17 protein-coding genes are annotated in these 24,554 nt (G+C 77.4%); 11 read left to right on the forward strand and 6 right to left on the reverse strand.

Annotation, left to right across the window (positions count from 1 at the left end; genetic code table 11):
- Positions 1 to 72: 72 nt before the first annotated feature.
- Positions 73 to 1,674 carry a hypothetical protein gene (locus IE326_RS32390; RefSeq protein WP_150227200.1) on the reverse strand — a complete coding sequence of 534 codons (1,602 nt, stop codon included), beginning with the start codon at positions 1,672 to 1,674 and terminating at the stop codon, positions 73 to 75.
- A 37-nt stretch (positions 1,675 to 1,711) separates the two neighbouring features.
- The gene (locus IE326_RS32395; protein ID WP_030493667.1) at positions 1,712 to 1,906 is read right to left on the reverse strand and encodes a hypothetical protein; all 195 of its coding nucleotides are present in this window, start codon (positions 1,904 to 1,906) and stop codon (positions 1,712 to 1,714) included.
- 355 nt (positions 1,907 to 2,261) lie between these two features.
- Here IE326_RS32395 and IE326_RS32400 point away from each other — a divergent pair, with 355 nt between their 5' ends.
- The 6 genes from IE326_RS32400 to IE326_RS32425 all read left to right on the forward strand — a co-directional run bounded on the left by IE326_RS32400 (position 2,262) and on the right by IE326_RS32425 (position 11,677).
- Positions 2,262 to 2,654: an ankyrin repeat domain-containing protein gene (locus tag IE326_RS32400; protein WP_190044031.1), complete on the forward strand. Its 393-nt coding sequence runs from the start codon at positions 2,262 to 2,264 to the stop codon at positions 2,652 to 2,654.
- Between the two features lie 277 nt (positions 2,655 to 2,931).
- On the forward strand, positions 2,932 to 4,422 hold the full coding sequence (locus tag IE326_RS32405) for a HEAT repeat domain-containing protein (RefSeq protein WP_190044032.1): 1,491 nt from the start codon (positions 2,932 to 2,934) through the stop codon (positions 4,420 to 4,422).
- A gap of 367 nt (positions 4,423 to 4,789) precedes the next feature.
- Positions 4,790 to 5,911 (forward strand): glycosyltransferase family 4 protein, encoded by a 1,122-nt coding sequence (locus IE326_RS32410; protein ID WP_190044033.1) that lies wholly within the window; start codon positions 4,790 to 4,792, stop codon positions 5,909 to 5,911.
- 83 nt (positions 5,912 to 5,994) lie between these two features.
- Complete coding sequence (locus IE326_RS32415; protein ID WP_229915788.1) at positions 5,995 to 7,158, forward strand: glycosyltransferase; 1,164 nt, start codon at positions 5,995 to 5,997, stop codon at positions 7,156 to 7,158.
- Entirely contained in the window at positions 7,155 to 8,069 is a 915-nt protein-coding gene (locus IE326_RS32420) for an SGNH/GDSL hydrolase family protein (RefSeq protein ID WP_190044035.1), read from the forward strand. Before IE326_RS32415 ends, IE326_RS32420 begins: the two co-directional genes overlap by 4 nt.
- Positions 8,066 to 11,677 carry a hydantoinase B/oxoprolinase family protein gene (locus IE326_RS32425; RefSeq protein ID WP_190044036.1) on the forward strand — a complete coding sequence of 1,204 codons (3,612 nt, stop codon included), beginning with the start codon at positions 8,066 to 8,068 and terminating at the stop codon, positions 11,675 to 11,677. Before IE326_RS32420 ends, IE326_RS32425 begins: the two co-directional genes overlap by 4 nt.
- Here the strand turns inward: IE326_RS32425 and IE326_RS32430 are convergent.
- The 4 genes from IE326_RS32430 to IE326_RS32445 form a co-directional block, all read right to left on the reverse strand.
- On the reverse strand, positions 11,664 to 12,527 hold the full coding sequence (locus IE326_RS32430) for a 5-oxoprolinase subunit C family protein (RefSeq protein WP_190044037.1): 864 nt from the start codon (positions 12,525 to 12,527) through the stop codon (positions 11,664 to 11,666). The two genes, IE326_RS32425 and IE326_RS32430, sit on opposite strands and share 14 nt — an antisense overlap.
- On the reverse strand, positions 12,524 to 13,165 hold the full coding sequence (locus IE326_RS32435; protein ID WP_190044038.1) for a 5-oxoprolinase subunit B family protein: 642 nt from the start codon (positions 13,163 to 13,165) through the stop codon (positions 12,524 to 12,526). Before IE326_RS32435 ends, IE326_RS32430 begins: the two co-directional genes overlap by 4 nt.
- The gene (locus tag IE326_RS32440; protein ID WP_150227191.1) at positions 13,162 to 13,926 is read right to left on the reverse strand and encodes a LamB/YcsF family protein; all 765 of its coding nucleotides are present in this window, start codon (positions 13,924 to 13,926) and stop codon (positions 13,162 to 13,164) included. The genes IE326_RS32435 and IE326_RS32440 overlap by 4 nt, the downstream gene beginning before the upstream one ends.
- Positions 13,927 to 14,108: 182 nt before the next feature.
- Entirely contained in the window at positions 14,109 to 15,389 is a 1,281-nt protein-coding gene (locus tag IE326_RS32445; RefSeq protein WP_190044039.1) for an MFS transporter, read from the reverse strand.
- Between the two features lie 257 nt (positions 15,390 to 15,646).
- On the opposite strand from IE326_RS32445, the gene IE326_RS32450 reads away from it, so the two are divergent.
- From IE326_RS32450 to IE326_RS32470, 5 genes are all read left to right on the forward strand, one after another.
- The gene (locus tag IE326_RS32450) at positions 15,647 to 16,387 is read left to right on the forward strand and encodes a GntR family transcriptional regulator (protein ID WP_190044267.1); all 741 of its coding nucleotides are present in this window, start codon (positions 15,647 to 15,649) and stop codon (positions 16,385 to 16,387) included.
- 116 nt (positions 16,388 to 16,503) lie between these two features.
- Positions 16,504 to 18,033: a hypothetical protein gene (locus tag IE326_RS32455; protein ID WP_150227189.1), complete on the forward strand. Its 1,530-nt coding sequence runs from the start codon at positions 16,504 to 16,506 to the stop codon at positions 18,031 to 18,033.
- Complete coding sequence (locus IE326_RS32460; protein WP_190044040.1) at positions 18,030 to 18,839, forward strand: hypothetical protein; 810 nt, start codon at positions 18,030 to 18,032, stop codon at positions 18,837 to 18,839. Before IE326_RS32455 ends, IE326_RS32460 begins: the two co-directional genes overlap by 4 nt.
- Complete coding sequence (locus tag IE326_RS32465) at positions 18,836 to 19,756, forward strand: hypothetical protein (RefSeq protein ID WP_150227187.1); 921 nt, start codon at positions 18,836 to 18,838, stop codon at positions 19,754 to 19,756. Before IE326_RS32460 ends, IE326_RS32465 begins: the two co-directional genes overlap by 4 nt.
- Positions 19,757 to 19,838: 82 nt before the next feature.
- Positions 19,839 to 24,509 carry a hypothetical protein gene (locus IE326_RS32470; RefSeq protein WP_190044041.1) on the forward strand — a complete coding sequence of 1,557 codons (4,671 nt, stop codon included), beginning with the start codon at positions 19,839 to 19,841 and terminating at the stop codon, positions 24,507 to 24,509.
- The last annotated feature ends 45 nt before the right edge of the window (positions 24,510 to 24,554 follow it).

Below are 24,554 nucleotides of genomic sequence, written 5' to 3' on the forward strand. Positions count from 1 at the left end.
GGCCGGTACGAACGCGGCGAAGGCCGGTACGGACCCCGGGTCCGTACCGGCCTTCGCCGTGCGTGGGGTGCGTCAGCCCTCGGCCGGGACCGGGGCGTGGCGGGGGAGCGGGCCGGGCGTCGGTTCGGCCGCCGCCTCCGGGACCTTCTCCAGGGCCACCGTCGCCGCCGCCCGCCGCTCCGGGAGCAGGTCGAGGACGGCCTGCCGGTCGGCGTCGCCGGTCGCGTCGTCGTACGGGTCGGGGGTGGCCGGCACCTGGAGCCGGAGGACCGGGCCCGCGCCGAGGCGGGCGTAGCCGCGGCCCGGCGGGACCTGCGGGGTCGGGGTGGTGTGCGGCGCGGTGCCCAGCACCGCGGCGATCTGCTCGGGGGAGGCGGGGCCCAGCGCCACGCGGGCGCGGGTGTGCGCGCGCACCCCCTCGTGGAGGGCGTCGGCGGTGTCGAACTGCTCGGCCACGACCACCGTCACCTGGGCCGCCCTGCCGTGCCGCAGCGGCACCTGGAGCAGCTCCTGGGGGTCGGGGCGGCCCTGGGCGGCGGCCAGGTGGCCCAGGACGCCGGGCCGGTCGAGGAGGATCCACAGCGGCCGGCGGGTGTCGGCGGGGGCCGGCTGTCCGGCCTGCCGGGCGCGGTTGGCGGAGATCAGCCGCCGCTCGGTCTCGTGGGCGGCCCACTCCAGGCTCTCCAGGGCGCCGGACAGCTCGCTCTCCACGCCGAGGACGCCGTCGCGGCCGACCAGGCAGGCGTACTCGCCGGTGCCCGCGCCCTCCACGATCAGGACGTCGCCGTGTTCGAGGGCCTGGAGGGCCAGCGAGCGCAGCAGCGAGGTGGTGCCGCTGCCGGGCTGGCCGACGGCGAGCAGGTGCGGCTCGGTGGAGCGGGGGCCGGTGCGCCAGACGACGGCGGGCGCGTCCTCGGAGCCGTCCGCCGAGACGACCGGCACGGTCCGCTGCACGGCGTCGGCGTCGGTGAAGCCGAGCACGGTCTCGCCCGGGGCGGTGACGAACCGCTGGGCGGAGATGGTGGTCGGGAGGGCGGGCAGCACGTGCATGACGAGCCGGTTGCCCTCCTCGTCCCAGTCGAAGAGGTACTCGCGGCCGCGCCCCGACTTGGCGTGGAGCAGCTGCTCGATCCGGGCGCGGGAGGCCGCCTCGCCGTCGGTGAAGTAGGGCGGGTAGGAGATCCGCAGCCGGGTCAGCCGGCCGTCCTCGTCGAAGGCGTGGTCGCCGAAGGCCGCGCTCCAGTCGCCCCCGTGGGCGAAGAGCGGGGCGGGGTCCTCGGGGACGGAGAAGTACGGCACCAGGGCCTCGTACAGGCCCTTCAGGCGGGCCGTTTCCGCCTCGTCGGGTCCGGTCTTCACGACCGGTTTCTCACGCCCCTTCCACGCGGCGGCGCCCATGAGCGCGACGAGCGCGAGCAGCGGCCCGTACGGCATCAGGGCGACGACCAGGACGCAGGCCGCGACCAGGAACAGCGTGGGACCGCGCCGTTCCTTGGGGGTCGCGGCCCACTTGGCGCGCGCGGTCGCGGCCAGTTTCCGCAGACCTCGGGAGACCGTGATCAGCGGGTGGAGCACGTCGGTGGCGCTGTCGGCGGCCGACCGCGCGATCTCTCGGCTGCGCGCGAGCTGCGCGCTGCCGCTGCTCAGAATGCGGGGGAGTGGTCGCGGGGCCACGTCGTACTCCTGGAGGGGTGGAAGGGGGTGAGAGGCGTCAGAACTTGATTCCGCCCAGCAGGCCGGCCAGGCTCTGGCCGCCCGCCGTGATGCTCGGCGCGATGGCGGTGCCCGCCAGGTAGAAGCCGAAGAGCGCGCAGACGAGGGCGTGCGAGGCCTTGAGGCCGTCCTTCTTGAAGAACAGGAAGCAGATGATGCCGAGCAGGACGACGCCTGAGATGGACAGGATCATGGGGTGTTCTCCTGGTTGAGGGGACAGTCACGAGGAGTCCTTCCAGGTTCACGGCAAGTATCTATGTGACTAATCGTGCAATCGGGTGAATAGCGGGTGTTTTCACTTGACCGGCGGACGCCGACCCCCGTCCCGGGTGGCGAAAGCGCCGAAGTGGGGTAAGGGGAGTTCGAAGGCGCCGGTCACGGGCGTGGACGCCGTGATCCTTGCCTCGGCCGGACGCGGTCATGTCACCGCCCGGGCAGTACCCTGTCGATTCACTCGTACGGCCGCGCTTGCCGTGCGCAGGTCAAGGGCAGGCGGTACCCGGCGACGCGCACGGGCCGCCGGCGGAGCACGGAAGGCGGTTGTGAAGATGAGCGAGACCCCGGACCCCGAGGTCGTCGAGCTGGCGTCGAAGGTCTTCGACCTGGCGCGCACCGGCGACGCCGCGGCCCTCGCCGCCTACCTCGACGCGGGCGTCCCCGCGAACCTCACCAACGACCGGGGCGACACCCTCGTCATGCTCGCCGCCTACCACGGCCACGCCGCCGCGGTCGCCGCCCTCCTGGAGCGCGGCGCCGACGCCGACCGCGCCAACGACCGCGGCCAGACCCCGCTCGCCGGAGCCGTCTTCAAGGGCGAGGAGGACGTGATCCGCGCCCTCCTCGCCGGCGGCGCGAATCCGGAGTCCGGCATTCCGTCCGCCGTGGACACCGCGCGCATGTTCGGCAAGGCGGAACTCCTGGAGCTCTTCACCACCCGGTGAACGCGGCCTGAACCCCAGGCGGGAACGGTGTCGTAAATGTGGTCGCGGCGGTGGAAACGGTCGGTCATCATGACGACAAGCCCGGCCGTCCGACCGGGCCACGGACGAGAGGCAGAGGAAGATGAGCAGCTCAGGCGAGCGACGACGCACGACGGACGGCCCGGCATGTTGTCCCACGGCCTACTAGGGCGGGCACCGCGCGCCCGGGCTCCGCGCCCGGCCCGGCCCCTCCGGTCCACCCCCGTCGTGTCGACAGCTTGATGTGAGGCGTCTTCCCATGTTCGAACCAGCCATAGCGCCGAGCGGCACCCTGCTCGGTCTGCTCCAGCGGGGCCGCGGCGACGGCACCCTGCACGCCCTCGCCGCCCCACGCGCCGAGGCCCTCGCCGCCCTCGACCACTGCGTGCTCGCCGACCCCCGCCACGACTGGCGGATCGAGAACCGCTCCCTCTACTACGCCCGGCTCTACCTCGACCTCCACGGAGGCCTGGAGGCCGTCGAGGCGCACCTCTTCGCACCCGAGGACCACCTCGACGCCGAGGAGCACCGCACCGGGCTCGCCCTCGCCGTCCTCGGCCACCTGGCCTCCTACGGCCGCCACGACGCCCTGCTCCTGCTCCGGCGCTACGCGGCCACCGGGAGCAACTGGGCCTGGGCCCTCGACGAGCTCGCGCTCCGCGACGACGACGCCGGACTGCGCGCCCTCGCCGAGCCGGTCCTCGCCCGCTTCCCCCGCGACCCGGCCGGCGACGCCGCACTCGCGACCGCCGTCCGCGACGCCTTCGAACCCCGGCCCTGGCGGCTGTGGGCCGAGGACCGGCGCGACGCCGTCGGCGCCCGGGTCCGCGCCGCCCAGGAAGACGGCTCCTTCGACCGCTGGCAGCGGCAGCTGCGCCCCACCGGGCCCCGCCCCGGCTGGAGCGTGCGCGCCGTCCTCGACTGGGCCCAGGAGGGCCACGAGCGCGGCGCCGACCTCTCCGGGCCCGCCGCCCGCTGCCTGGCCGCCGTGGCCGGCCCCGAGGACCGCCCCGAGCTGCTGGCCGCCGGCCGCTCCGGCGCCCCCGGCGCGCGCGGCGCCGTCCTGCACCACCTGGCCGCCGCCGGGGACCCGGCCGTCCTCGACCTCGTCGAGGCCGCCGCCGACGCCGTCCACCCCCTCGACGCGGCCGCCACGGCCACGGACCAGGGCCCGTACGCCGACGTCGCCGGCGCCGTCGACCGGGACGCCCTCGCCGTCGCCCGCGCCGCCGTCACCGCCTACCTCCGCATGCGCGGCGAGGACGCGGTCGCCCGCGCCCGCGCCTGGATCCACCGCACCGACCCCCTCGGCACCGCCGCCGGCGAACTCCTCGCCGCGCGCGGCGAGGACCGCGACGCCGGGCTCGTCCTCGGCGCGCTGCGCACCGCCATCCGCACCACCGGGCCCGACGCGCCCGCCCTCGGCGTCCTCGTCGACGGCGCCGGACGCCTCGGCATCGCCTGCGCCGCCCCCGTGCTGCGCCACGTCTACCGGGAGACGGCCTCCTCCCAGCTGCGGGGCCGCACGGCCCGCGCGCTCGCGGCCACCGACCCCTCCTTCGCGAGCGGCTTCGCCGTCGAGTGCCTGTGGGACTGCGAGGAGACCACCCGCGAGATCGCGGCCCAGCACGCCGAGACGGCCGACGTCCGCGTGGCCGAGCGATTGCGCCGCCTCGCCGCCGACCCGGCCGAGGAGGTCGAGGTCCAGACGGCGGTCCGCAACCGCATCGGCCCCGACCTCCAGGTCTGACCCGGCCGGCGCCCTCCACCGCCCCCGCCCGGGGCGGCGCGGCCCGCGGCGACACCCGCCGAGCGAGGCCCCGCCCCGGGACCGGGGGCCGTACGGCAGCCCGCGGCGCACGGCCCCGGGGACCGTGCGCACCACGGCCCCCGGCCGTCGCCGGGCACGGCCCTGCCTCCCTTGGCCCCCGCCCCGGCCCCCCACCGCGCCCCGTTCCGGGCTCCCGGGCGGTGCCCCCTCCCGTACGGCCCCGGGCTTCCCGGTCCGGGTATCGGAACCGGACCGCGCGGGCGGGACGGGAAAAGCTCACGGGACGTTCCCCCGGCGTCCAGATCCACGTCGGCGGGGCCACGTCGGGCGCGGCGAGAACACCCGTATGCGTGTCGTCATCGTCACCGAATCCTTTCCCCCCGACATCAACGGTGTGGCGCACTGCGCCCTCCAGACCGCGCGCCACCTCGTCCGCCGGGGCCACTCGCCCCTCGTGATCGCCCCGGCCGTCCCCGACCCCGCCGCCGACGCCGACGCGCCGTGCCCCGTGGTCCGCGTCCCCTCCCTGCCGCTCCCGGGCTACGCCCAGGTCCGCGTGGCGCTGCCCAGCCGCCGGGTGGCCGCCGCCCTCGCCGCCCACCGCGCCGACCTCGTCCACCTGGCGGGCCCCTTCGTCCTCGGCGTCCGGGCGATGGCCGCCGCCACCCGCCTGGGGATGCCCACCGTCGCCGTCTACCAGACCGACCTCGCCGGCTACGCCCGCACCTACGTCGGCGCGGGCGAGGGCACCGCCTGGCGCCGGCTCCGCGTCGTCCACGCCGCCGCCGACCGCACCCTCGCCCCCTCCACGGCCGCCCGCCGCGACCTGGAGGCCCACGGCATCGAGCGGGTACGGCTCTGGGGCCGGGGCGTGGACACCACCCGCTTCCACCCCGCGCGCCGCGACCCCGCCCTGCGCCGCGCACTCGCCCCCGGCGGCGAACTCCTCGTCGGCTACGTCGGCCGCCTCGCCCCCGAGAAGCGCGTGGACCTCCTCGCCGCCGCCGACGCCCTCCCCGGCGTCCGGCTCGTGGTCGTCGGCGACGGCCCCAGCGAGACCGCCCTCCGCGCCCGCCTCCCGCACGCGCGCTTCCTCGGCCGCCGCACCGGCGCCGACCTCGCCCGGATCTTCGCCTCGCTCGACGTCTTCGCCCACACCGGCCCCCACGAGACCTTCGGCCAGACCGTCCAGGAGGCCATGGCCAGCGGCCTCCCGGTGATCGCCCCGGCCGCCGGCGGCCCCCTCGACCTCGTCGCCCACCGGCGCACCGGGATCCTCGTGCCCCCGGGCGACCCGCACGCCCTCCGGGAGGCCGTCGCCACCCTCGCCGCCGCCCCCGGCCTGCGCGCCGCCTACGGCCGCGCGGGACGCGCCGAGGTGGAGGGGCGCACCTGGGAGGCCCTCGGGGACGAACTCGTCGGCCACTACCTGGAGGTCCTGCGCGAGCGGACGGCGGTGGCGGCGTGAACGCCCCCGGCGGAAGAACCGCCGCCCCCGCGCGGGCGCGCGCGTACGGGCCGGCGCACCACGCCTCGTACGGCCGCGAAGGACTGCGCATCGTGCGGCTCGCGAACTTCGTCACCCCCACCTCGGGCGGACTGCGCACCGCCCTCGACCGGCTCGGCCGCGGCTACCGCGCGGCGGGGCACGACCCCGTCCTGATCGTCCCCGGCGCCGAGGCCCGCGACGAGACGGCCGACCAGGGCCGCGTCATCACCCTCCCCGGGCCCGAACTCCCCGCCACCGGCGGCTACCGGGTCCTCGCCGACCGCCGCCGCCTCGCCGCCCTCCTCGACGCCCTCGCCCCCGACCGGATCGAGGTCTCCGACCGCACCACCCTGCGCTGGACGGGGGAGTGGGCGCGGCGCGCCCGCGTCCCCTCCGTGATGGTCTCCCACGAGACCGCCGACGGCGTCCTGCGCACCTGGGGCCTGCCCGCCCCGCTCGCCGTCCGCGCGGCCGACCGGCTCAACCGCCGCACCGCCTGGGCCTACGGCCGGATCGTGTGCACCACGGCCTGGGCCCAGGACGAGTTCACCCGCGTCGGCGCCCGCAACGTCGTACGGGCCCCGCTCGGCGTCGACCTGGAGCGCTGCCGGCCCGGCCGGCGCGACCCCGCCGTCCGGGCCGGGTACGCGGCCGGGGCCGGGGTCCTGCTGGTCCTCTGCTCCCGCCTGTCCGTGGAGAAGCGGCCCGGCACCGCCCTGGACGCCCTCGCCGGGCTGCTGGACGCGGGCGTCCCGGCCCGGCTGGTCGTCGCGGGCGACGGACCGCTCCGCCCCGCCCTGGAGCGGCGGGCCCGGACGCGGGGCCTCCCGGCGCTCTTCCTCGGCCACGTCGCCGACCGGGAGGAGCTCGCCGACCTCCAGGCCGCCGCCGACCTCTGCCTGGCGCCCGGCCCCGCCGAGACCTTCGGGCTCTCCGCCCTGGAGGCCCTGGCCTGCGGGACCCCCGCCGTCGTCAGCGCCTCCTCCGCCCTCCCGGAGGTCGTCGGCACCGCCGGCGCGGCGGCCGCCGACACCCCGGCGGCCTTCACCGCCGCCGCGCGGGGCCTGCTCGCCCTGCCGGAGGCCCCCCGCAGGGCCGCCGCACGCGCGCGTGCGGAGCGCTTCTCCTGGGACCGCTCCGTGGCGGCCTTCCTCGGCGCCCACGAGGCGGCCGCCGCCGGGCCCGCCGCCGCCCTGCCGCCCCTGCCGCAGGAGGTCGGCGGATGACCCCCGCGCACGGGCCCGCCCCGGCCCCGGCGGACCTCGGCGGACCCGCGGGGAAGGCCGCGCCTGCCGCCCCCGCGCCCCTGCGGTTCGCCGTGCTCGGGGACTCGTTCAGCGAAGGGGTCGGGGACCGGGCCGGGGGAACGTGGCGGGGCTGGGCCGCGCTGCTCGCCGACGGCCTCGCCGGGCCGGACCAGCGCCTGGACTTCGTCAACCTCGCCGTCAGCGGCGCCCTCGGCCGGGACGTCGCCGAGGACCAGGCGCCCCGCGCGGCCGCCCTCCGGCCGCACCTCGCCTCGGTCGTCGTGGGGGTCAACGACACCCTGCGGCACACCTTCGACGTCGGGCTGTTCGCCCGCCGCCTGGACCACGCCCTCGCCACGCTCGGCGCGACCGGAGCCGTACTCCTCACCGCCTGCCTGCCCGACCCGGGACGGCTGCTCGGCCTCCCGGGGCCGCTGGCCCGGCCGCTCGCCCGCCGGGGCGGGAGCGTGAACGCCGTGGTGCACGCCCTGTCCGCCCGCCACGGCGCCGTCCACCTCCACCTGGCCGACCCGGCCTGGACCGCCGACCGCGGGCTGTGGAGCGCCGACCGGCTCCACCCCGGCGAGCGGGGCCACCGGGCCGTCGCCGGGGCCTTCCACCGGCTCCTCGCCGCGCGGGGGCTCGCCCGGGGGCCCGCCCCCTCCCCGGAGGCGTCCGAGCCGCCGCCCGGCCGCGCCGCGACCGCCCGGTGGCTCGCCACCGCCGGCACCGGATGGGTGCTGCGCCGCAGCCACGACCTGCTGCCGCAACTGCTGCTGCTCGCCGGGGAGGAGCTGCTCCACCGGACCGGCGGCAGCGGCCCCGGGCCGCTCGACGCGCGCGCCGAGACCGCCCTCGCCGAGGCCCTCGCGGCGACAATGGGGGGATGAGCGGGCGCTGGGAGTTCTGGATCGACCGGGGCGGCACCTTCACCGACGTCGTGGGGCGGCGCCCCGACGGCCGCCTCGTGACCCGCAAGGTCCTCTCCCACGACCCGGGCCGCCGGCAGGACGCCGCCGTGGCCGGGATCCGGCTCCTCATGGGCCTCGCCCCCGGCGAGCCCGTCCCCGCCGACCGGGTCGCCGTCGTCAAGATGGGCACCACCGTCGCCACCAACGCCCTCCTGGAACGGCGCGGCGAACCCACCCTGCTGCTCGTCACCGAGGGCTTCCGCGACGCCCTGCGGATCGCCTACCAGAACCGGCCCCGCCTCTTCGACCGGCACATCGTGCTGCCGGAGGCCGTGTACGCGCGCGTGGCCGAGGTCCCCGAGCGGGTGGACGCCCGGGGGACGGTCGTCCGTCCCCTCGACGAGGCCGCCGTCGCCGCCGCCCTCGCCGCCGCCCACCGGGACGGCCTCCGCTCCGCCGCCGTCGTGCTCCTGCACGGCCACCGCAACCCCGGGCACGAGCGGCGGGTCGCGGAAGCCGCCCGCGCCACCGGCTTCTCCCAGGTCAGCTGCTCCCACGAGGTCAGCCCGCTGATCAAGCTGGTGCCGCGCGGCGACACCACCGTCGTCGACGCCTACCTCTCGCCCGTGCTGCGCCGCTACGTCGACGAGGTCGCCGCCGAACTCCCCGGGATCCGCCTGATGTTCCTCCAGTCCAACGGCGGACTGCGCGAGGCCGCCCACTTCCGGGGCAAGGACGCCGTCCTCTCCGGACCCGCGGGCGGCGTCGTCGGCATGGCCCGGACCTCCGCCCTGGCCGGACACGACCGCGTCATCGGCTTCGACATGGGCGGCACGTCCACGGACGTGTCGCACTACGCCGGCGCTTTCGAGCGTGAACTCGGTTCACAGGTGGCCGGGGTGCGGATGCGGGCCCCCATGATGAGCATCCACACCGTCGCCGCCGGCGGCGGCTCCGTCCTCCACTACGACGGCCGCCGCTACCGCGTGGGACCCGACTCCGCCGGAGCCGTCCCCGGCCCCGCCTGCTACCGGCGCGGCGGACCGCTCACCGTCACCGACGCCCAGGTGATGCTCGGCCGGATCCAGCCGGACCACTTCCCGGCCGTCTTCGGTCCGGACGGCGACGAACCCCTCGACGCCGGGACCGTCCGCGCACGCTTCACGGCCCTCGCCGAGGAGATCGGCGGCGGCCGCACCCCCGAGGCGGTCGCGGCCGGCTTCCTGCGGATCGCGGTCCTCGACATGGCCAACGCCGTCAAGAAGATCTCCGTCCAGCGCGGCCACGACATCACCCGCTACGCCCTCACCTGCTTCGGCGGCGCGGGAGGCCAGCACGCCTGCGCCGTCGCCGACGCCCTCGGCGTCGACACCGTCCTCGTCCCCCCGCTCGCCGGAGTCCTCTCCGCGTACGGCATCGGCCTCGCCGACGCCACCGCCCTGCGCGAACGGTCCGTCGAGGCCCCGCTCGACGCACCCGGCACCCCCGCGCGCGTGGCGGCCGTCGCCGCCGAACTCGCCGACCGCACCCGGGCCGAACTCCGCGCGGACGGCCTCCCCGACCACGCGATCACCACCCGCGCGCGCGTGCTGCTCCGCTACGCCGGGACCGACGCGCCCCTCCCCGTCGAGCTCGGCCCCGCCCGGGAGATGGCCGCCGCCTTCGCCGCCGACCACCGGGCCCGCTACGCCTTCACCATGGACAGGCCGCTCGTCGCGGAGGCCGTCACCGTCGAGGCCGCCGGCGCCGCGGGACCCCACGGCCCCGTCCACGTCCCCACCGGCACCCGCACGGGCCCCCTCGCCCCCCGCGCCACCGTCCGCACCCACGACGGCGCCACCGCCTCCGACACCCCGCTCCACCGCCGCGAGGACCTGCGCCCCGGCGACACCGTCGACGGGCCCGCGATCCTCGCCGAGGACGACGCCACCACCGTCGTCGACCCCGGCTGGCGCGCCACCGCCGCCCCCACCGGCCACCTGCTGCTGCGCCGCGCCGTCCCGCGCCCCGCCCGCACCGCCGCCGGCACCGACGTGGACCCCGTCCTCCTGGAGGTCTTCCACAACCTCTTCATGTCCATCGCCGAGCAGATGGGCGTCCGCCTGGAGAACACGTCCCACTCCGTCAACATCAAGGAACGCCTCGACTTCTCCTGCGCCCTCTTCGACGCCGACGGCAACCTCGTCGCCAACGCCCCCCACATCCCCGTCCACCTCGGCTCCATGGGCGAGACCGTCAAGGAGGTCCTGCGCCGCCGCGCGGGCGACCTGCGCCCCGGCGACGTCTACGCCGTCAACGACCCGTACCACGGCGGCACCCACCTGCCCGACGTCACCGTCGTCACCCCGGTCCTCGACGACGACGGGCACACGCTCCGCTTCCTCGTCGCCTCCCGCGGCCACCACGCCGAGATCGGCGGCATCACCCCCGGCTCCATGCCCGCCTTCAGCCGCACGATCGACGAGGAGGGCGTCCGCTTCGACAACTGGCTCCTGGTCCGCGACGGAAGGTTCCGCGAGGCCGAGACCCGGGCCCTCCTCACCGGCGCCCCCCACCCCTCCCGCGACCCCGACGCCAACCTCGCCGACCTGCGCGCCCAGACCGCCGCCAACGAGAAGGGCGTCGAGGAACTCCGCAAGGCGGTCGCCGAGTTCGGCCTCGACGCCGTCCAGGCGTACATGCGCCACGTGCGGGCCAACGCCGAGGAGTCCGTCCGCCGGATCGTCGCCCGCCTGAGCGACGGCACGTGCCGCTACGAGACCGACTCCGGCGCCGTCATCCGGGTCGCCGTCCGCGTCGACCGCGAACGCCGCTCCGCCGTCCTCGACTTCACCGGCACCTCCGCCCAGCTCCCCGGCAACGCCAACGCCCCCACCGCCGTCGTCACGGCCGCCGTCCTGTACGTCTTCCGCACCCTCGTCGACGAGGACATCCCCCTCAACAGCGGCTGCCTGGTGCCCCTGGAGATCCGCGTCCCGCCCGGCTCCATGCTCGCCCCCGAACCCCCGGCCGCCACCGTCGCCGGGAACGTCGAGACCTCCCAGGCCGTCACCGGCGCCCTCTACGCGGCCCTCGGCGTCCAGGCGGAGGGCTCCGGCACCATGAACAACGTCACCTTCGGCGACGACCGCGTCCAGTACTACGAGACCGTCGCCAGCGGCTCCGGCGCGGGCGACGGCTTCCACGGCACCGACGCCGTCCAGACCCACATGACCAACTCCCGCCTCACCGACCCCGAGGTCCTGGAGTGGCGCCACCCCGTCCGCGTCGACTCCTTCGCCGTCCGCGAGGGCAGCGGCGGCCGGGGCCGCTGGCACGGCGGCGACGGCGTGGAGCGCCGGCTCCGCTTCCTGGCGCCGATGACGGTCGCCCTCCTCACCGGACACCGGCGGGTGCCCCCGTACGGGATGGCGGGCGGCGAGCCGGGCGCGCTCGGCGAGAACCTCGTCGAACGCGCCGACGGCACCGTGGAGCGCCTCGCCGGGGCCGCGACCACCGAGGTCGGCCCCGGCGACGTCCTTGTCCTGCGCACCCCCGGCGGCGGGGGCTACGGCACCCCGCCGCCGGACGGTCCTACCGGGCCGTGACGAACCGGACCGGGGTCCCCGGCGCCGCCTGCGCCGCCGCCCCCAGGTCCGCCGCCCGCACCACCGCCACCACCGGATAGCCCCCGGTCGTGGGATGGTCCGCCAGGAAGACCACGGGCCGCCCGTCCGGCGGCACCTGCACCGCGCCCAGGACCATGCCCTCGCTGGGCAGTTCCCCGGGCCGGACGCGTTCGAGGGAGGGCCCGTCGAGGCGCAGTCCGATCCGGTTGCTCGCCGAGGAGACCAGGTACGCGCGCGTGGTGAGGGTCCGGAGCGCGCCGGCGGTGAACCAGTCGTCGCGCGGCCCGAGCCGGACCCGCAGGACGAGTTCGTCCGGCGGGCCCGGCCAGGGGGGAGCGTCGACCGACCCCCGTACGGCCGTGGCCGCTCCCAGCGGCAGCACCGCCCCGTCCGCCAGCGGCGCCGGGCCGAGCCCGGACAGCAGGTCGGTGGAGCGGCTGCCGAGCACCGGGTCGACGGCGAACCCGCCGCCGACCGCCACGTACGAGCGCAGCCCGCGCACCGCCTGGCCGACCTCCAGGAGCGCGCCGGCCGGGACCCGCACCGCCGTGCCCCAGGGCAGCGGGCGGCCGTCCGCCCGGACCGGGCAGGGCGCGCCGCCCACCGCCACGGTCACCGTCCGCCGGGGCCGCAGCGCACAGCCGTTCACGGTGGTCTCCAGGACGGCGGCCCCCTCCTCGTTGCCGACCAGCCGGTTCGCCAGCCGGGCGGCGGCCGGGTCGAGGGCGCCCGACCGGGGCACCCCCAGGTGCGCGTACCCGGGCCTGCCCAGGTCCTGCACGGTGGTCAGGGCACCGGCCCGGACCACGACGACGGCACGGTCGTTCACCGGCCCGCCCCCGTCCCCGGCCGGACGTCCACGGCGGTGAACCGCACGCGCGTGCCGGGGGAGAGCAGCGCGGCGGGCTCCCGGCCGGTGTCCCACAGGACCGCGTCCGTCGTCCCGATCAGCTGCCAGCCGCCCGGCGAGGAGCGCGGGTACACGCCCGTGTACGGCCCCGCCAGCGCCACCGCCCCGGCCGGCACCGCCGTCCGGGGCGTCGCCCGGCGCGGGACCTCGTACCGCGCGCCGAGCCCGGTCAGATAGCCGAAGCCCGGGGCGAAGCCGCAGAACGCGACCCGGAACTCGGCCGCGGAGTGGATCCGCGCCGCCTCGGCGGGCGTCACCCCCCACCGGGCGGCCACCTCCGGCAGGTCCGGCCCGTCGTACCGGACCGGCACCTCCACCACGCCGCCCGCGCGCGGGCGTTCCGCCCGGGGCTCCCAGCCGGGCAGTTCGGCCGCGAGCCGCCCCGGCTCGGCCACCCCGTCGAGCAGCACCGTCCGCGCCGCCGGCACGATCTCCCGCACCCCGGGCAGCGCGCCCGCCGCCCGGCGCCGCAGCAGCTCCGCGTGGAACGCCTCCGCGGCCGCCCCGTCGGCCAGTTCGACCAGGAGGGCCGACTCGCCCGCCCGCAGCACCCTCACGCGAAGGCCCCCACCGTGACCCCGGCGGCCTCCAGGCCGGCCCGGACGCGCCGGGCCAGTTCCACCGCGCCCGGGGTGTCCCCGTGCAGGCAGAGCGACCGCGCCCGCACGGACACCGCCGTCCCGCAGTGCGCGGTCACCGTGCCCGCGCGGACCAGCGCCACCGACCGCTCGACCACGGCGTCCGGGTCGTGCACGACGGCCCCCTCCCGCCCCCGTGGCAGCAGGGAGCCGTCGGCCCGGTAGGCGCGGTCGCCGAAGGCCTCGGCGACGACCGGGAGCCCCGCCCGCTCCGCCGCCTCGTGCAGCCGGGAACCCGGCAGTCCCAGCACCGGCAGCCCGCCGCCCGCGAGGAGCACCCCGTCGACGACCGCCGCCGCCTGCTCGGCGTCCCCCACCACCCGGTTGTAGAGCGCCCCGTGAGGCTTCACGTACGCCACCCGGGAGCCCGCCGCCCGCGCGAAGACCTCCAGGGCCCCGATCTGGTACGCCACCTCGGCGGCCAGCTCCGCCGCCGGCACGTCCATGGCGCGCCGCCCGAAGCCGGCCAGGTCCCGGTAGGACACCTGGGCCCCGATCCGCACCCCCCGCGCGGCGGCGAGCTCGCACACCCGCCGCATCGTCACCGCGTCCCCCGCGTGGAAGCCGCAGGCCACGTTGGCGCTGGTGACGACGGAGAGCAGCCGCTCGTCGTCGGTCAGCGTCCAGCGGCCGAAGCCCTCGCCGAGATCGGCGTTCAGGTCGATCGAGACCCCGCTCATGATGGTGCTGTTCCCTTCGCTGGTGCCGTGGTGCCGTGGTGCCGTGGTGCCGTGGTGCCGTGGTGCCGTGGTGCCGTGGTGCCGTGGTGCGTGGTGCGTGGTGCGTGTGCTGTGCCGGTACGCGCGCGTGCCGGGTGCTCAGGGGGTGGTCCGGCACTCCTCGCCGCGGTGGCCGGCGCCGCTCATCCCAGTTCCTTCCCGCGCGTCTCCGGCAGGCCGAGCAGCGCCAGTACCGCGATCCCGTACCCCACCGCCCCGAAGACCAGCGCCCCGCCCACGCCCCAGCTCTCGGAGAGGAAGCCGACCAGGGTGGGGAAGACCGCGCCGACCGCGCGCCCGGTGTTGTACGTGAGCCCCTGGCCGGTGCCGCGCACGGGCGTCGGGTACAACTCGGCGAGGAAGGAGCCGAAGCCGCTGAAGATGGCCGACATGCAGAAGCCGAGCGGGAAGCCGAGCAGCAGGAGGAGGGTGTTCGCGCCCGCCGGGATCTGGGTGTACGCGAGCACCGACACCGCCGACAGGACGGCGAAGAGCGCGATGTTCCGCTTGCGGCCGATCCGGTCCGTCAGGTGGCCGCCCGTCAGGTAGCCGGCGAAGGCGCCCGAGATCAGCAGCGTCAGATAGCCGCCGGTGCCGACCACGGTCAGCCCGCGCTCGGTCTTCAGGAAGGTCGGCACCCAGGTCGCCAGCGTGTAGTAGCCGCCCTGCACGCCCGTGGACAGCAGGGTCGCGAAGAGGGTGACGCGCAGCAGCCCGGGCCGGAACACCGCCCGCGGCGAACCCCGTTCGGGGCTCGCCTCGCGCGCGGCGGCCGCCTGGGGGGCGTCCTCCACGTGCCGCCGGACCCAGAAGACGAGCAGCGCGGGCAGGGCGCCCGTCCAGAACAGGATCCGCCAGGCCAGGTCCGCGTCGAAGAACTGGAAGACCAGGGTGTAGACGATCACCGCGAGCGCCCAGCCGGCCGCCCACGCGGACTGCACGGCACCGAGCGTGCGGCCCCGGTGCCGGGCGGAGGCGTACTCGGCGACCAGGATCGCCCCGACCGCCCACTCGCCGCCGAAACCGAGGCCCTGGAGCGCCCGGAAGACCAGCAGGGTCTCGTAGTTCGGCGCGAAGCCGCAGAGCACGGTGAAGAGCGCGTACGTGATCACCGTGATCATCAGCGCCCGGACGCGGCCGACCCGGTCGGCGAGGACCCCGGCGAGCGCGCCGCCCACCGCCGAGACCACCAGGGTCACCGTGGTGAGCAGTCCGGTCTGGCCCTTGTCGAGGCCGAAGTAGGCGGCGATCGCCACCATCGACAGCGGCAGGGTGAAGAAGTCGTAGGAGTCCAGGGCGTATCCGCCGAAGGCGCCGCCGAAGGCGCGCCGGCCGGGCGGACCGAGGGCGCGCAGCCAGCCGAACGCGCCCGACGCGTCGGGCGCTCCGTCCTGGGGGTGCCGCCGGGTCTGTGTCGTGCTCATCTGCACCTCGCAGAGGGGGAGGCGTGCCGGAGAGACGTACGAGAGGACCGTGCGGGATGCGCCCTGCGCGCGGTACGTCCCGTTCCGTTCCGGTGCGTACCCCGGAGGTGACCGTGCGCAGTGGCGCCAAGGTAGAGGATTGTTCAACGATCCGACAAGGGGGGTGTTGTCCGTGACCGGTTTCTGCGGTTGACTCGGCGCCGGACGACGGGGCCGACCGCCCCCGGCAGGGAAGAAGGGGGACCGTGGAGGTGACCGTGGACGCGGGCGACGCCAAGGCGACCGGCCCGACCGGAACGACCGGCCCGACCGGAGGGCTGGCGGACGACCGCGCGCTGCTCGGGCGCACCAGCACGGCGGAACGGGTCGCGGACATCCTGCGCACCCGGATCGCCGAGGGCTTCTTCCCGCCCGGCACCCGCCTCTCCGAGGAGAGCATCGGCGGAGCCCTCGGCGTCTCCCGCAACACCCTGCGCGAGGCGTTCCGGCTCCTCACCCACGAACGGCTCCTCGTCCACGAGCTCAACCGCGGGGTCTTCGTCCGGGTCCTCGCCGTGGACGACGTCGAGGACATCTACCGCACCCGGCGGCTCGTCGAGGGTGCCGTCGTCCGCGGCCTCGGCCGGCCGCCCTTCCCCGTGGACGCCCTCGCCGCCGCCGTCGCCGAGGGCGAGGCCGCCGCCCTGGCCGCGGACTGGCGGGCGGTCTCCACCGCCAACATCCACTTCCACCGCGAACTCGTCGCCCTCGCCGGCAGCGCCCGCACCGACGAGCTGATGCGGAGCGTCCTCGCCGAACTCCGGCTCGCCTTCCACGTCGTGGACGACCCCCGCGCCCTCCACGAGCCCTACCTCGCCCGCAACAAGGAGATCCTCGAAGCCCTGCGCGCGGGGGAGCGGGCCGCCGCCGAACGCCTCCTCGCCCGCTACCTCGACGACTCCCGCAGCCGCGTGACCGCCGCCTGCGCCCGGGCCGTGGACGAACCCGCGGCGGAGTAGCGGCCCCCGCCGCGGCGGGCGGGGCGCCGGCGGAGGGTACCGGCCCGGACGGGTCCGGGGCGGTGGTTTCTGCGCCGTTTCGACCCGTGTCAGTGCGAGGACCTACTCTGTGCACCGTGACTTCGCCTGCCTCGACGGACCTCGCTCCGCCCCAGCTCAGCGCGGGGCCGCGCCCCGCACAGGGGCCGGCCGCCGACGAAGGGCTCGCGCGGCGCCTGCGCGCGCTCGCCTGCACCGCGCCGCTGCACGACCTCGACGCGCGCAAGGCCAACCTCGCCGGCGAGTACACGGTCTACGCGATGGCCGAGGTCGCCCTCGCCGCGATCGACCTCGTCACCCTCCACATGGACTTCGACACCGGCGCCGACCACGACCAGGTCGTCGCCCGGCTGCTGCCCCGCGTCGCTGCCCAGGCCCCCGGCCGCCCCGCCGCCGAGCACGAGCGCGTGGCCCGCTGGGTCCTGGAGAACCTGATCAACGTCGGCAGCGTCGACCGGGGCTTCCGCGCGGTCTACGGCACCTTCGGCACGGACGGCGTGTACGTCCGCCGGGACTACGACTTCAAGCTCGTCGAGGAGGTCCCGGGGTACGGCGGCGCGGTCTGCCTCCGCACCACCGACGAGGCGGTCAACGTGCTGGTCGGAGCCCTGGACACCGACGTCACCAGCGCCCAGATCGCCGCCGAGGTGAAACTGGAGGTCCTCGTCAGCCGGGGCCGCCTCGCCGACGCCCAGCTCGCCGCCGAACAGGCCCGCTACCGGACCGTCCAGTACGCCGAGACCCTCCGCAGGACCCTGGAGGCCACCCGGCGCAACGTCCGCGCGGTGGACTGGCTCAACAGCGTCCCCGACATGATCGCCGAGGCGCTCGACCACGTCGCCGACCGCTACCGCCACGAGAACGCGATCCTCACCAACATCCGCAGGGCCCGCGACGAGGCCGAGGAGCCCGAGAACAAGCGCCGCGCCGCCGAACTCGTCGACATCGTCAAGGACTGCATCCGCCGGCACACCCAGCTCCAGTCCCGGCTCCTGGAGGCCGGACCGCTGTTCCGCGCCGAGCAGGACCGGCAGGCCTTCGCCGCACCCACCCGGTACACCGGCCTCGACCTGTACGGGCAGCTGGTCGCCCCCCTGCTGCCGCTCCCCGTCGAGCGCGCCACCCGCGTCACCGACGCCTTCTTCGCGCACGGCACCGGCCTGCGCACCCCCGCCTCGGTCCGCCTCGGCGACCTCGTGGACCTGCTGCTCACCCCGCCCGTCGAGCGCGAGCACCTCGGCGCGGAGATGCCCGAGCCGGACCTGATCGCCACCCCCGACGACTCCCGCTTCAGCGAGCGCCAGCTCGCGGACGCGCTCGGCCTGCTCGACCTGGAGCACGACGCCCCGCGCCGCCTCTCCGGCCTGCTCGCCGAGGCCCGCGCCACCGGCGGCGAGGACCTCGCCTACCTGGTGGCCCTGCTCGCCGTCCACGCGGCGAGCCCGCCGGTCGGCACCGCCTACCGCCAGGGCGAGGAGCGCCTGCTCTTCGCCGTCGACGACGGCACCCCCCTCGACGACCCCGGCTTCGGAGGCGCCGACCTCATCGTCGGCACGGCGCTCCTCGACGCCGCCGGCATGGCCGCCGACCGCACGGAGGCGACGTGACCTACGTCTCCGGCACCACCCCGTCCGCCTCCGCCGCCGACCGGCCCGCCGGACCGCCCCGCCCCACACGCGCGTGGCTCTTCCGGCCGGTTCCCCCGACCACCGGACCGGGAGAACCGGCGGAAGCCGCCGCGCCCGTGGAATCCGTGGAATCCGTGGAACTGACGGAACCCGCTGAGCTCACGGCATCCGCCGAGCCCGCCGAGCCCGCCGAGCCCGCCGAGCCCGCCGAGCCCGTCGAGCCCGCCGAGCCCGCCGAGCCCGTCGAGCCCGCCGAGCCCGCCGAGCCCGTCGAGCCCGTCGATCTCACGGAGCCCGCTGAGCGCACCGAGCCCGTCGACCTCACGGAGCCCGTGGAGCCCGTCGAGCGCGCCGAGCCCCTCGCGCCGCCCGAGCCCGCCCCCGCGACCCCGGCCCGCCCGGCCGCCCCGCTCCCGTCCCCATCCCCCGGCCCCCGCCTCCTGGCCCCCTTCGTGGACTCGCCCGCCGGCCCGCCGGGGGCGGACCCGAGGTCCGGCGGGGGGACCGGCGCGGGACCGCGCGACGGCTCCGGGCCCCGGCCCGACGCCCGGCCCCGGCTCGGGTCCGTGCCGCTGCCGGAGACCCCCCGGGCCGCCGCGCGGCGCCGGGAGCTGCCCGTGGTCCGCGCCGTACGCCTCGGGTCCGCGCGCGGGGAGCCGTCGCCCGCGCCGGGCGGGGCCCCCGCGCCGCCCGCCGCCGTCACCCCCGTGCCGCTGCCCCTGCCCCGGGCCGCCGGCACCACCGCCGTACCGCACGAGAGCAGCACCGAGGAGCCCCCGCAGTGAGCGACCACGCCGTCCAGTACCCCGAGTACCCCGAGTACGCGGACGCGTCGAGCGAGCAGGACTCCCCCCGGCCCCCGGCGCCCGCCCAGGCCGCCGCGGTCACCCCCGCCGACGCCGCCGACGCCGCCCGGCTCGTCTCCTTCGGGCTCCAGCCCAAGCTGCTGCCCGCGCGGGACGCCGAGTACGCCGAGCTGCTGCGTCGCTACCAGGAGGACCCCGGCTTCGCGCGGCTCGCCGACGCCGTCGCGACCGGCCTCGGGCTGATCGTCCTGGAGGTCTCCCCGCGCGCGGGCATGGCCGTGACCGCCGGAGAGGACTCGGTCTTCGCCGTCCGCATGGGCGACTACGCCCGCCGCGCCCACACCGACTCCGCCGACCGCTTCCTGCACGGCCTCGCCCACCTGGCCGTCGCCGCCATGGCCTTCCCGCGCCCCGAGGACCTCGCCGACGACGCCTACATCGGCCGCCTCACCGTCAACGGCGTGGACTCCTTCGTCCGCCAGGCGTGCCTGCGCCTGGAGCAGCGCGCCGAGGAGGACGGCGAGAACACCGACCCGGCCTCCGACGCCCCCGGCCTGGAGGCCGCCTGGCGCGTCTACTCCCGCCGGTCCACCACCGGCGCCACCAAGGACGCCCGCCGGCTCGCCGGTTCCACCACCGGCATCGTCGCCAAGGCCGTCGCCTTCCTCACCGACTCCGGCTTCCTCCAGCGCACCGGCGACGAGGGCGGCGGCTCCTACCGCACCACCGCCCGCTACCAGCTCCAGGTCCGCGACATGGCGGGTTCCGCCGCCCTGACCGAGCTGCTCGACCTCGGCATCGTCCCCGTCAGCGACGGCACCGCCACCCTCGTCCCGCCCCCCGAGGGCGACGACCTGGAGCTCGCGGCCGACGCCGGCCTGCCCTTCCACTCCTGACCGGCCCGGCCGGTCCGCCCCGACCGGCCCCCGGCACCACCCGCACCCCGCAACCACCGTCCTCAGCACGAGAGTCCGCCGCATGTACGAGCTGTCCCGGGTCCGCCTCTACTCCATCGGCCCCGCCGGCGCCCGCTACGCCGACACCGTCCTGGACCTGCGCGGCGTCGGCGCGCCCGTGCCGAACCCCGCCCCCACCCAGGCGGAGTTCTTCGAGGAGGAGCCCGTCGGCCCGCCGCGCCGCCCCGCCCCCGCGGGCGTGCTCTTCCTGGAGAACGGCGGCGGCAAGTCCGTCCTCCTCAAGCTGATCTTCTCGGTGATGCTCCCGGGCCACCGCAACACCCTCGGCGGCGCCAGCTCCGGCGTGCTCCGCAAGTTCCTGCTCGCCGACGACTGCGGGCACGTCGCCCTGGAGTGGCAGCACACCCTCACCGGCGAACTCGTCGTCGTCGGCAAGGTCAGCGAGTGGCGCGGCCGCCAGGTCTCCAACGACCCGCGGAAGTTCGCCGAGGCGTGGTACTCCTTCCGCCCCGGCCCCGGCCTCAGCCTGGACAACCTGCCGGTCGCCGAGGCGACCTCCGTCCGCCCCGCCGCCGAGGGCGCCTCCGGAGCCTCCGGCCGCCGCCGCACCATGAAGGGCTTCCGCGACGCCCTCACCGAGGCCGGGAAGGCGTACCCGCACCTCGACGTGGTCTGGGAGGAGATCCACGACCGCTGGAACGAGCACCTCGGCGAGCTCGGCCTCGACCCCGAACTCTTCCGCTACCAGCGCGAGATGAACGCCGACGAGGGCGAGGCCGCCGGCCTCTTCGCGGTCAAGAAGGACTCCGACTTCACCGACCTCCTCCTCCGCGCGGTCACCGACACCCGCGACACCGACGGCCTCGCCGACCTCGTCGGCGGCTTCGGCAACAAGCTCGGCCGCCGCGCCGAACTCACCGCCGAACGCGACTTCACCGCCGGGTCCGTCGACCTCCTGAACCGCATCGTGGACGCGGCCGGCACCCGGTCCCGCGCCCGCGAGGTCCACGCGGCGGCCGAGCGCCGCACCCGCACCCTCGCCCGCCGGCTCTCCGGCCGGGCCGCGGGGGAGCGCGCGCGGGCCGCCGAACTCGCCCAGCGGGTCACCGCGGCCGCCGACGCCGTCTCCGAGGCCGGGGCGGCCCGCGAGCGCAGCGCCCTCATCGCCGCCGAACTCGCCTACCGGCACGCCTCCCTGGCGCTCGCCGCCGCCGAGAAGGGCGCCGCCTCCCAGCGCCGCGAGCTGATCGAGGCCCGCACCCTGCACTCCGCCTGGCAGGCCACCGAGTCGGTGCTCCGTCACCGCGCCGCGGGCGACCGCTCCGCGCGCGTGGCCGCCGCCATCCGCGAGGCCGAGCGCGACGCCGCCCCGGCCCTCGCCGCCCGCGCCGAGGCCGCCGCCGACCTCGTACGGGCCCTGGCCTCCGCCGCCGAGGAGGGCGAGCGCCACGCGGCCGAGGAGGAGGAACGGTCCACCGCCCTCCAGGAGGTCGGCGAGGCCGCCCACCGGGACGCCACCGCCGCCGCCACCGAAGCCCAGCGCGCCCGCAGCGAGGCCGGCCACCTGCGCCAGCGCCTCGCCGAGGTCGAGCAGGAGACCGCCGAGGCCGTCCGGGCCGGCTGGCTCGACGACTCCGCCCCCGACGCCGACCCGGCCCGGGCCGCCCTCGCCGCCGCCGACGCCGAGAAGACCGCCGTCGCCGCCTGGGACGCCGCCCGCGAGACGGCCCGCACCGCGAGCGAGCGGGCCCGGGAGACGGCCGCCGCCGAGTCCCGCGCCGAACTCGCCGCCGCCCGCGCGGCCCACGCCGCCGAGGCCGCGGTCCGCGCCCACGACGCCGAGCACCGTGCCGCCGAGGCGCTGGCCGGCGAGGAACGCCTCGCCGAACTCCTCGGTCTCCCCGGCGCCGGTGCCTCCCGCCCGGACGCCCCCCGCGCCGAAGCCCCGCACCCCCCCGCCCCCCACCCCGACGAGGACGGCCCCGGCCCGCACGCCCCGCACGGCCCGCTCTCCGTCCCCGACTTCGACCGCTACGCCGAGGAGCTGCGCCGGCTGCTCGACGGGGCCGTCTCCTCCGCCGAACGCCAGCTCTTCGACCTGCGGACCGCCGCCGCCGACGACTCCCGCATCCTCGGCGCCCTCGGCGACGGCGGCCTGCTGCCGCCCGGCCCCGACGTCCTCGCCACCGTCGAGTTCCTCGGCGAGCACGGCATCCCCGCCCTGCCCGGCTGGCGCTACCTCGCCCAGTCCGTCGACCCCGCCGACCACGCGCGCGTGCTGGCCGCCCGCCCCGAGCTCGTCGACGGCGTCGTCATCACCGACCCCGTCTCGTACGGCCGCGCCCGCGAGGCCCTCGGCGCGGCCGCCCTGCTGCCCCGCTCCGCCGTCGCCGTCGGCACCGCCGCCGCCCTCCTCGCCCCCGTACCGGCGCAGGAGGCCGGCGAGGACACCGGCGTCTTCCTCGTGCCGCCGAACCCGGCCATGCACGACGAGCACGCCGCCGACGAGGAGCGGCAGGCGCTGCGCGCGCGGGCCGCCGCCCGCGACGAGGAGATCCGCGCCCTCGCCGCCCGGCTCGCCGGAGACCGGGCCCTCGCCGCCCGGATCGGCGCCTGGCGCGCCGACTGCCCGCCCGGCATGCTCGCCGAGCTCGCCGCCGCCGCCACCGCGGCCCGCGAGGCCGCCGAGACCGCCCGCGCCGTCCTGGACGAGGCCCGCGCCGCGCGCGCGGAGGCCGAGGAGACCGCCGCCGAGGCCCTCGCCGTCCGCGACGAGCGCCAGGAGGCGGCCCAGCGGGCCCGCCGGGCCGCCGACGCCCTCGCCGGCCTCGCCTTCCGGCTCCGCGAGCGCTCCGCCTGGCAGGCCAAGCTCCGCGAGCTCGCCGACGACGCGGCCGAGGCCGAGGCCCGCGCCCAGACCTGCCTGGAGCGCGCGCGGGCCGCCGACGAGGACCGCCGGGCCGCCCAGCGCGCCGCCGACGACGCCCACCGCACCGCCCGCGCGCTGCGCGCCGAGCGCGCGGAGATCGCCGGTGCCCCCGAGCAGCTCCCGGAAGGGGACGCCGGGGCGCCCCGCGCCGCGCTCCCCACCCTCCGCGAGGCGTACCGCGCCGCCTCCCAGGTGTACGAGAAGGTCGGCGTCGGCGCCGACCTGCGCGCCGAGCAGGCCCGTGCCGAGAGCGACGAGTCCGCCGCCCTCGCCGAACTGGACCGGCTCACCAACAAGGTCCGCACCCGCGCCGAGCAGCTCCTGGAGTCCACCGACGGCGCCGACGGCCCGTCCCGGCAGGCCGCCGCGGCCCGCGCCGAGTCCCTGGTGCAGATGCTGGAGACCCGCGCCTCCGAGGCGAGCGAGAAGCTCGGCCGGCTGCGCGGCGAGTCCGAGCGGCTGGCCCCCGAGGACGGCGGGGCCCACACCGAGCTGCCCGAGGAGCTGGTCCCGGACGACGCCGACCGGGCGCAGGCCCTGCTGCGCACCGCGAGCGCCGAACTCGCCGCCCGCAGCGACGCCCTGGAGGCGGCGCGGGCCGCCCACGCCGGGCTGCTGCGCGACCACCGGGCCGCCGAGGACGGGGCGGGCGGCTTCGACGAGACGGCCGCGCTCCTGCGCGACCTGCTGCGCGACCACGCGGAGGAGGAGCCCAAGGAGCAGGAGCCGTACCCCGGCTCCCTGGAGGAGGCCAGGACCGCCGCCGGCGAGGCCCGGCGGGCGCTGCGCTCCTGCGCCGCCGAGCTGTCGGCCGCCGACGCCGCCGTCCGCGAGGCGAGCGACATCCTCGTCCGGCACGCCAACTCCACCCGCTACGAGCAGGTCCGCACCCCGGCCCGCCAGCAGATCCGCGAGCTGCCCGCCTCCGCGCTGCCCGAGCACGCCGCCCGGTGGGCCGAGGCGTTCGCCCCCCGCCTGCGCGTGCTCACCGACGAGCTGGCGCAGCTGGAGCGCAACCGCGACTCGATCGTGGACCGGCTGCGCGGCCTCGTGGAGAGCTCGCTCGCCACGCTCCGCTCCGCCCAGCGGCTCTCCCGCCTCCCCGAGGGGCTGGGGGAGTGGTCCGGCCAGGAGTTCCTGCGGATCCGCTTCGAGGAGCCCGACCAGGCCACCCTCGCCGAGCGGCTCGGCGAGGTCGTCGACGAGGCGACCCGCGCGGCCGTGCGGAAGAACTCCGACCTGCGCCGCGACGGCATGTCCCTGCTGCTGCGCGGGGTGCAGGCGGCGCTCGAACCGAAGGGCGTCGCCGTCGAGATCCTCAAGCCGGACGCGGTGCTGCGCGCCGAGCGGGTGCCCGTCGGGCAGATGGGCGACGTCTTCTCCGGCGGCCAGCTGCTCACCGCGGCCATTGCCCTGTACTGCACGATGGCGGCGCTCCGCTCCAACGACCGGGGCCGGGACAAGCACCGGCACGCGGGCACGCTGTTCCTCGACAACCCGATCGGCCGCGCCAACGCCACGTACCTGCTGGAGCTCCAGCGGGCCGTGTCGGACGCGCTGGGCGTCCAGCTCCTGTACACCACCGGCCTGTTCGACACGACGGCGCTCGCCGAGTTCCCCCTCGTGATCCGGCTGCGCAACGACGCGGACCTGCGGGCCGGCCTGAAGTACATCAGCGTCGAGGAGCACCTGCGGCCGGGCCTGCCGCAGCCGGCCTCCGAGGGCGAGACGATCCACGGCGAGATCACGGCGACCCGCATGTTCCGCCGCCACCAGGACGTGGAGCCCCGCCCCGCCGAGTGACCGGAGGCACGCGGCGCCCCGGGACACGCCGACGGCCCGCCCCCG

Source organism: Streptomyces filamentosus, assembly GCF_014654895.1.
GTDB lineage: Bacteria > Actinomycetota > Actinomycetes > Streptomycetales > Streptomycetaceae > Streptomyces > Streptomyces filamentosus.

Bases quoted from the DNA above. Each gene is read 5' to 3' on its own strand.
- IE326_RS32420 (WP_190044035.1), top strand. From the start codon at position 7,155: ATGACCCCCGCGCACGGGCCCGCCCCGGCCCCGGCGGACCTCGGCGGA.
- IE326_RS32470 (WP_190044041.1), top strand. From the start codon at position 19,839: ATGTACGAGCTGTCCCGGGTCCGCCTCTACTCCATCGGCCCCGCCGGC.
- IE326_RS32405 (WP_190044032.1), top strand. From the start codon at position 2,932: ATGTTCGAACCAGCCATAGCGCCGAGCGGCACCCTGCTCGGTCTGCTC.
- IE326_RS32445 (WP_190044039.1), bottom strand. From the start codon at position 15,389: ATGAGCACGACACAGACCCGGCGGCACCCCCAGGACGGAGCGCCCGAC.
- IE326_RS32410 (WP_190044033.1), top strand. From the start codon at position 4,790: ATGCGTGTCGTCATCGTCACCGAATCCTTTCCCCCCGACATCAACGGT.
- IE326_RS32425 (WP_190044036.1), top strand. From the start codon at position 8,066: ATGAGCGGGCGCTGGGAGTTCTGGATCGACCGGGGCGGCACCTTCACC.
- IE326_RS32440 (WP_150227191.1), bottom strand. From the start codon at position 13,926: ATGAGCGGGGTCTCGATCGACCTGAACGCCGATCTCGGCGAGGGCTTC.
- IE326_RS32400 (WP_190044031.1), top strand. From the start codon at position 2,262: ATGAGCGAGACCCCGGACCCCGAGGTCGTCGAGCTGGCGTCGAAGGTC.
- IE326_RS32395 (WP_030493667.1), bottom strand. From the start codon at position 1,906: ATGATCCTGTCCATCTCAGGCGTCGTCCTGCTCGGCATCATCTGCTTC.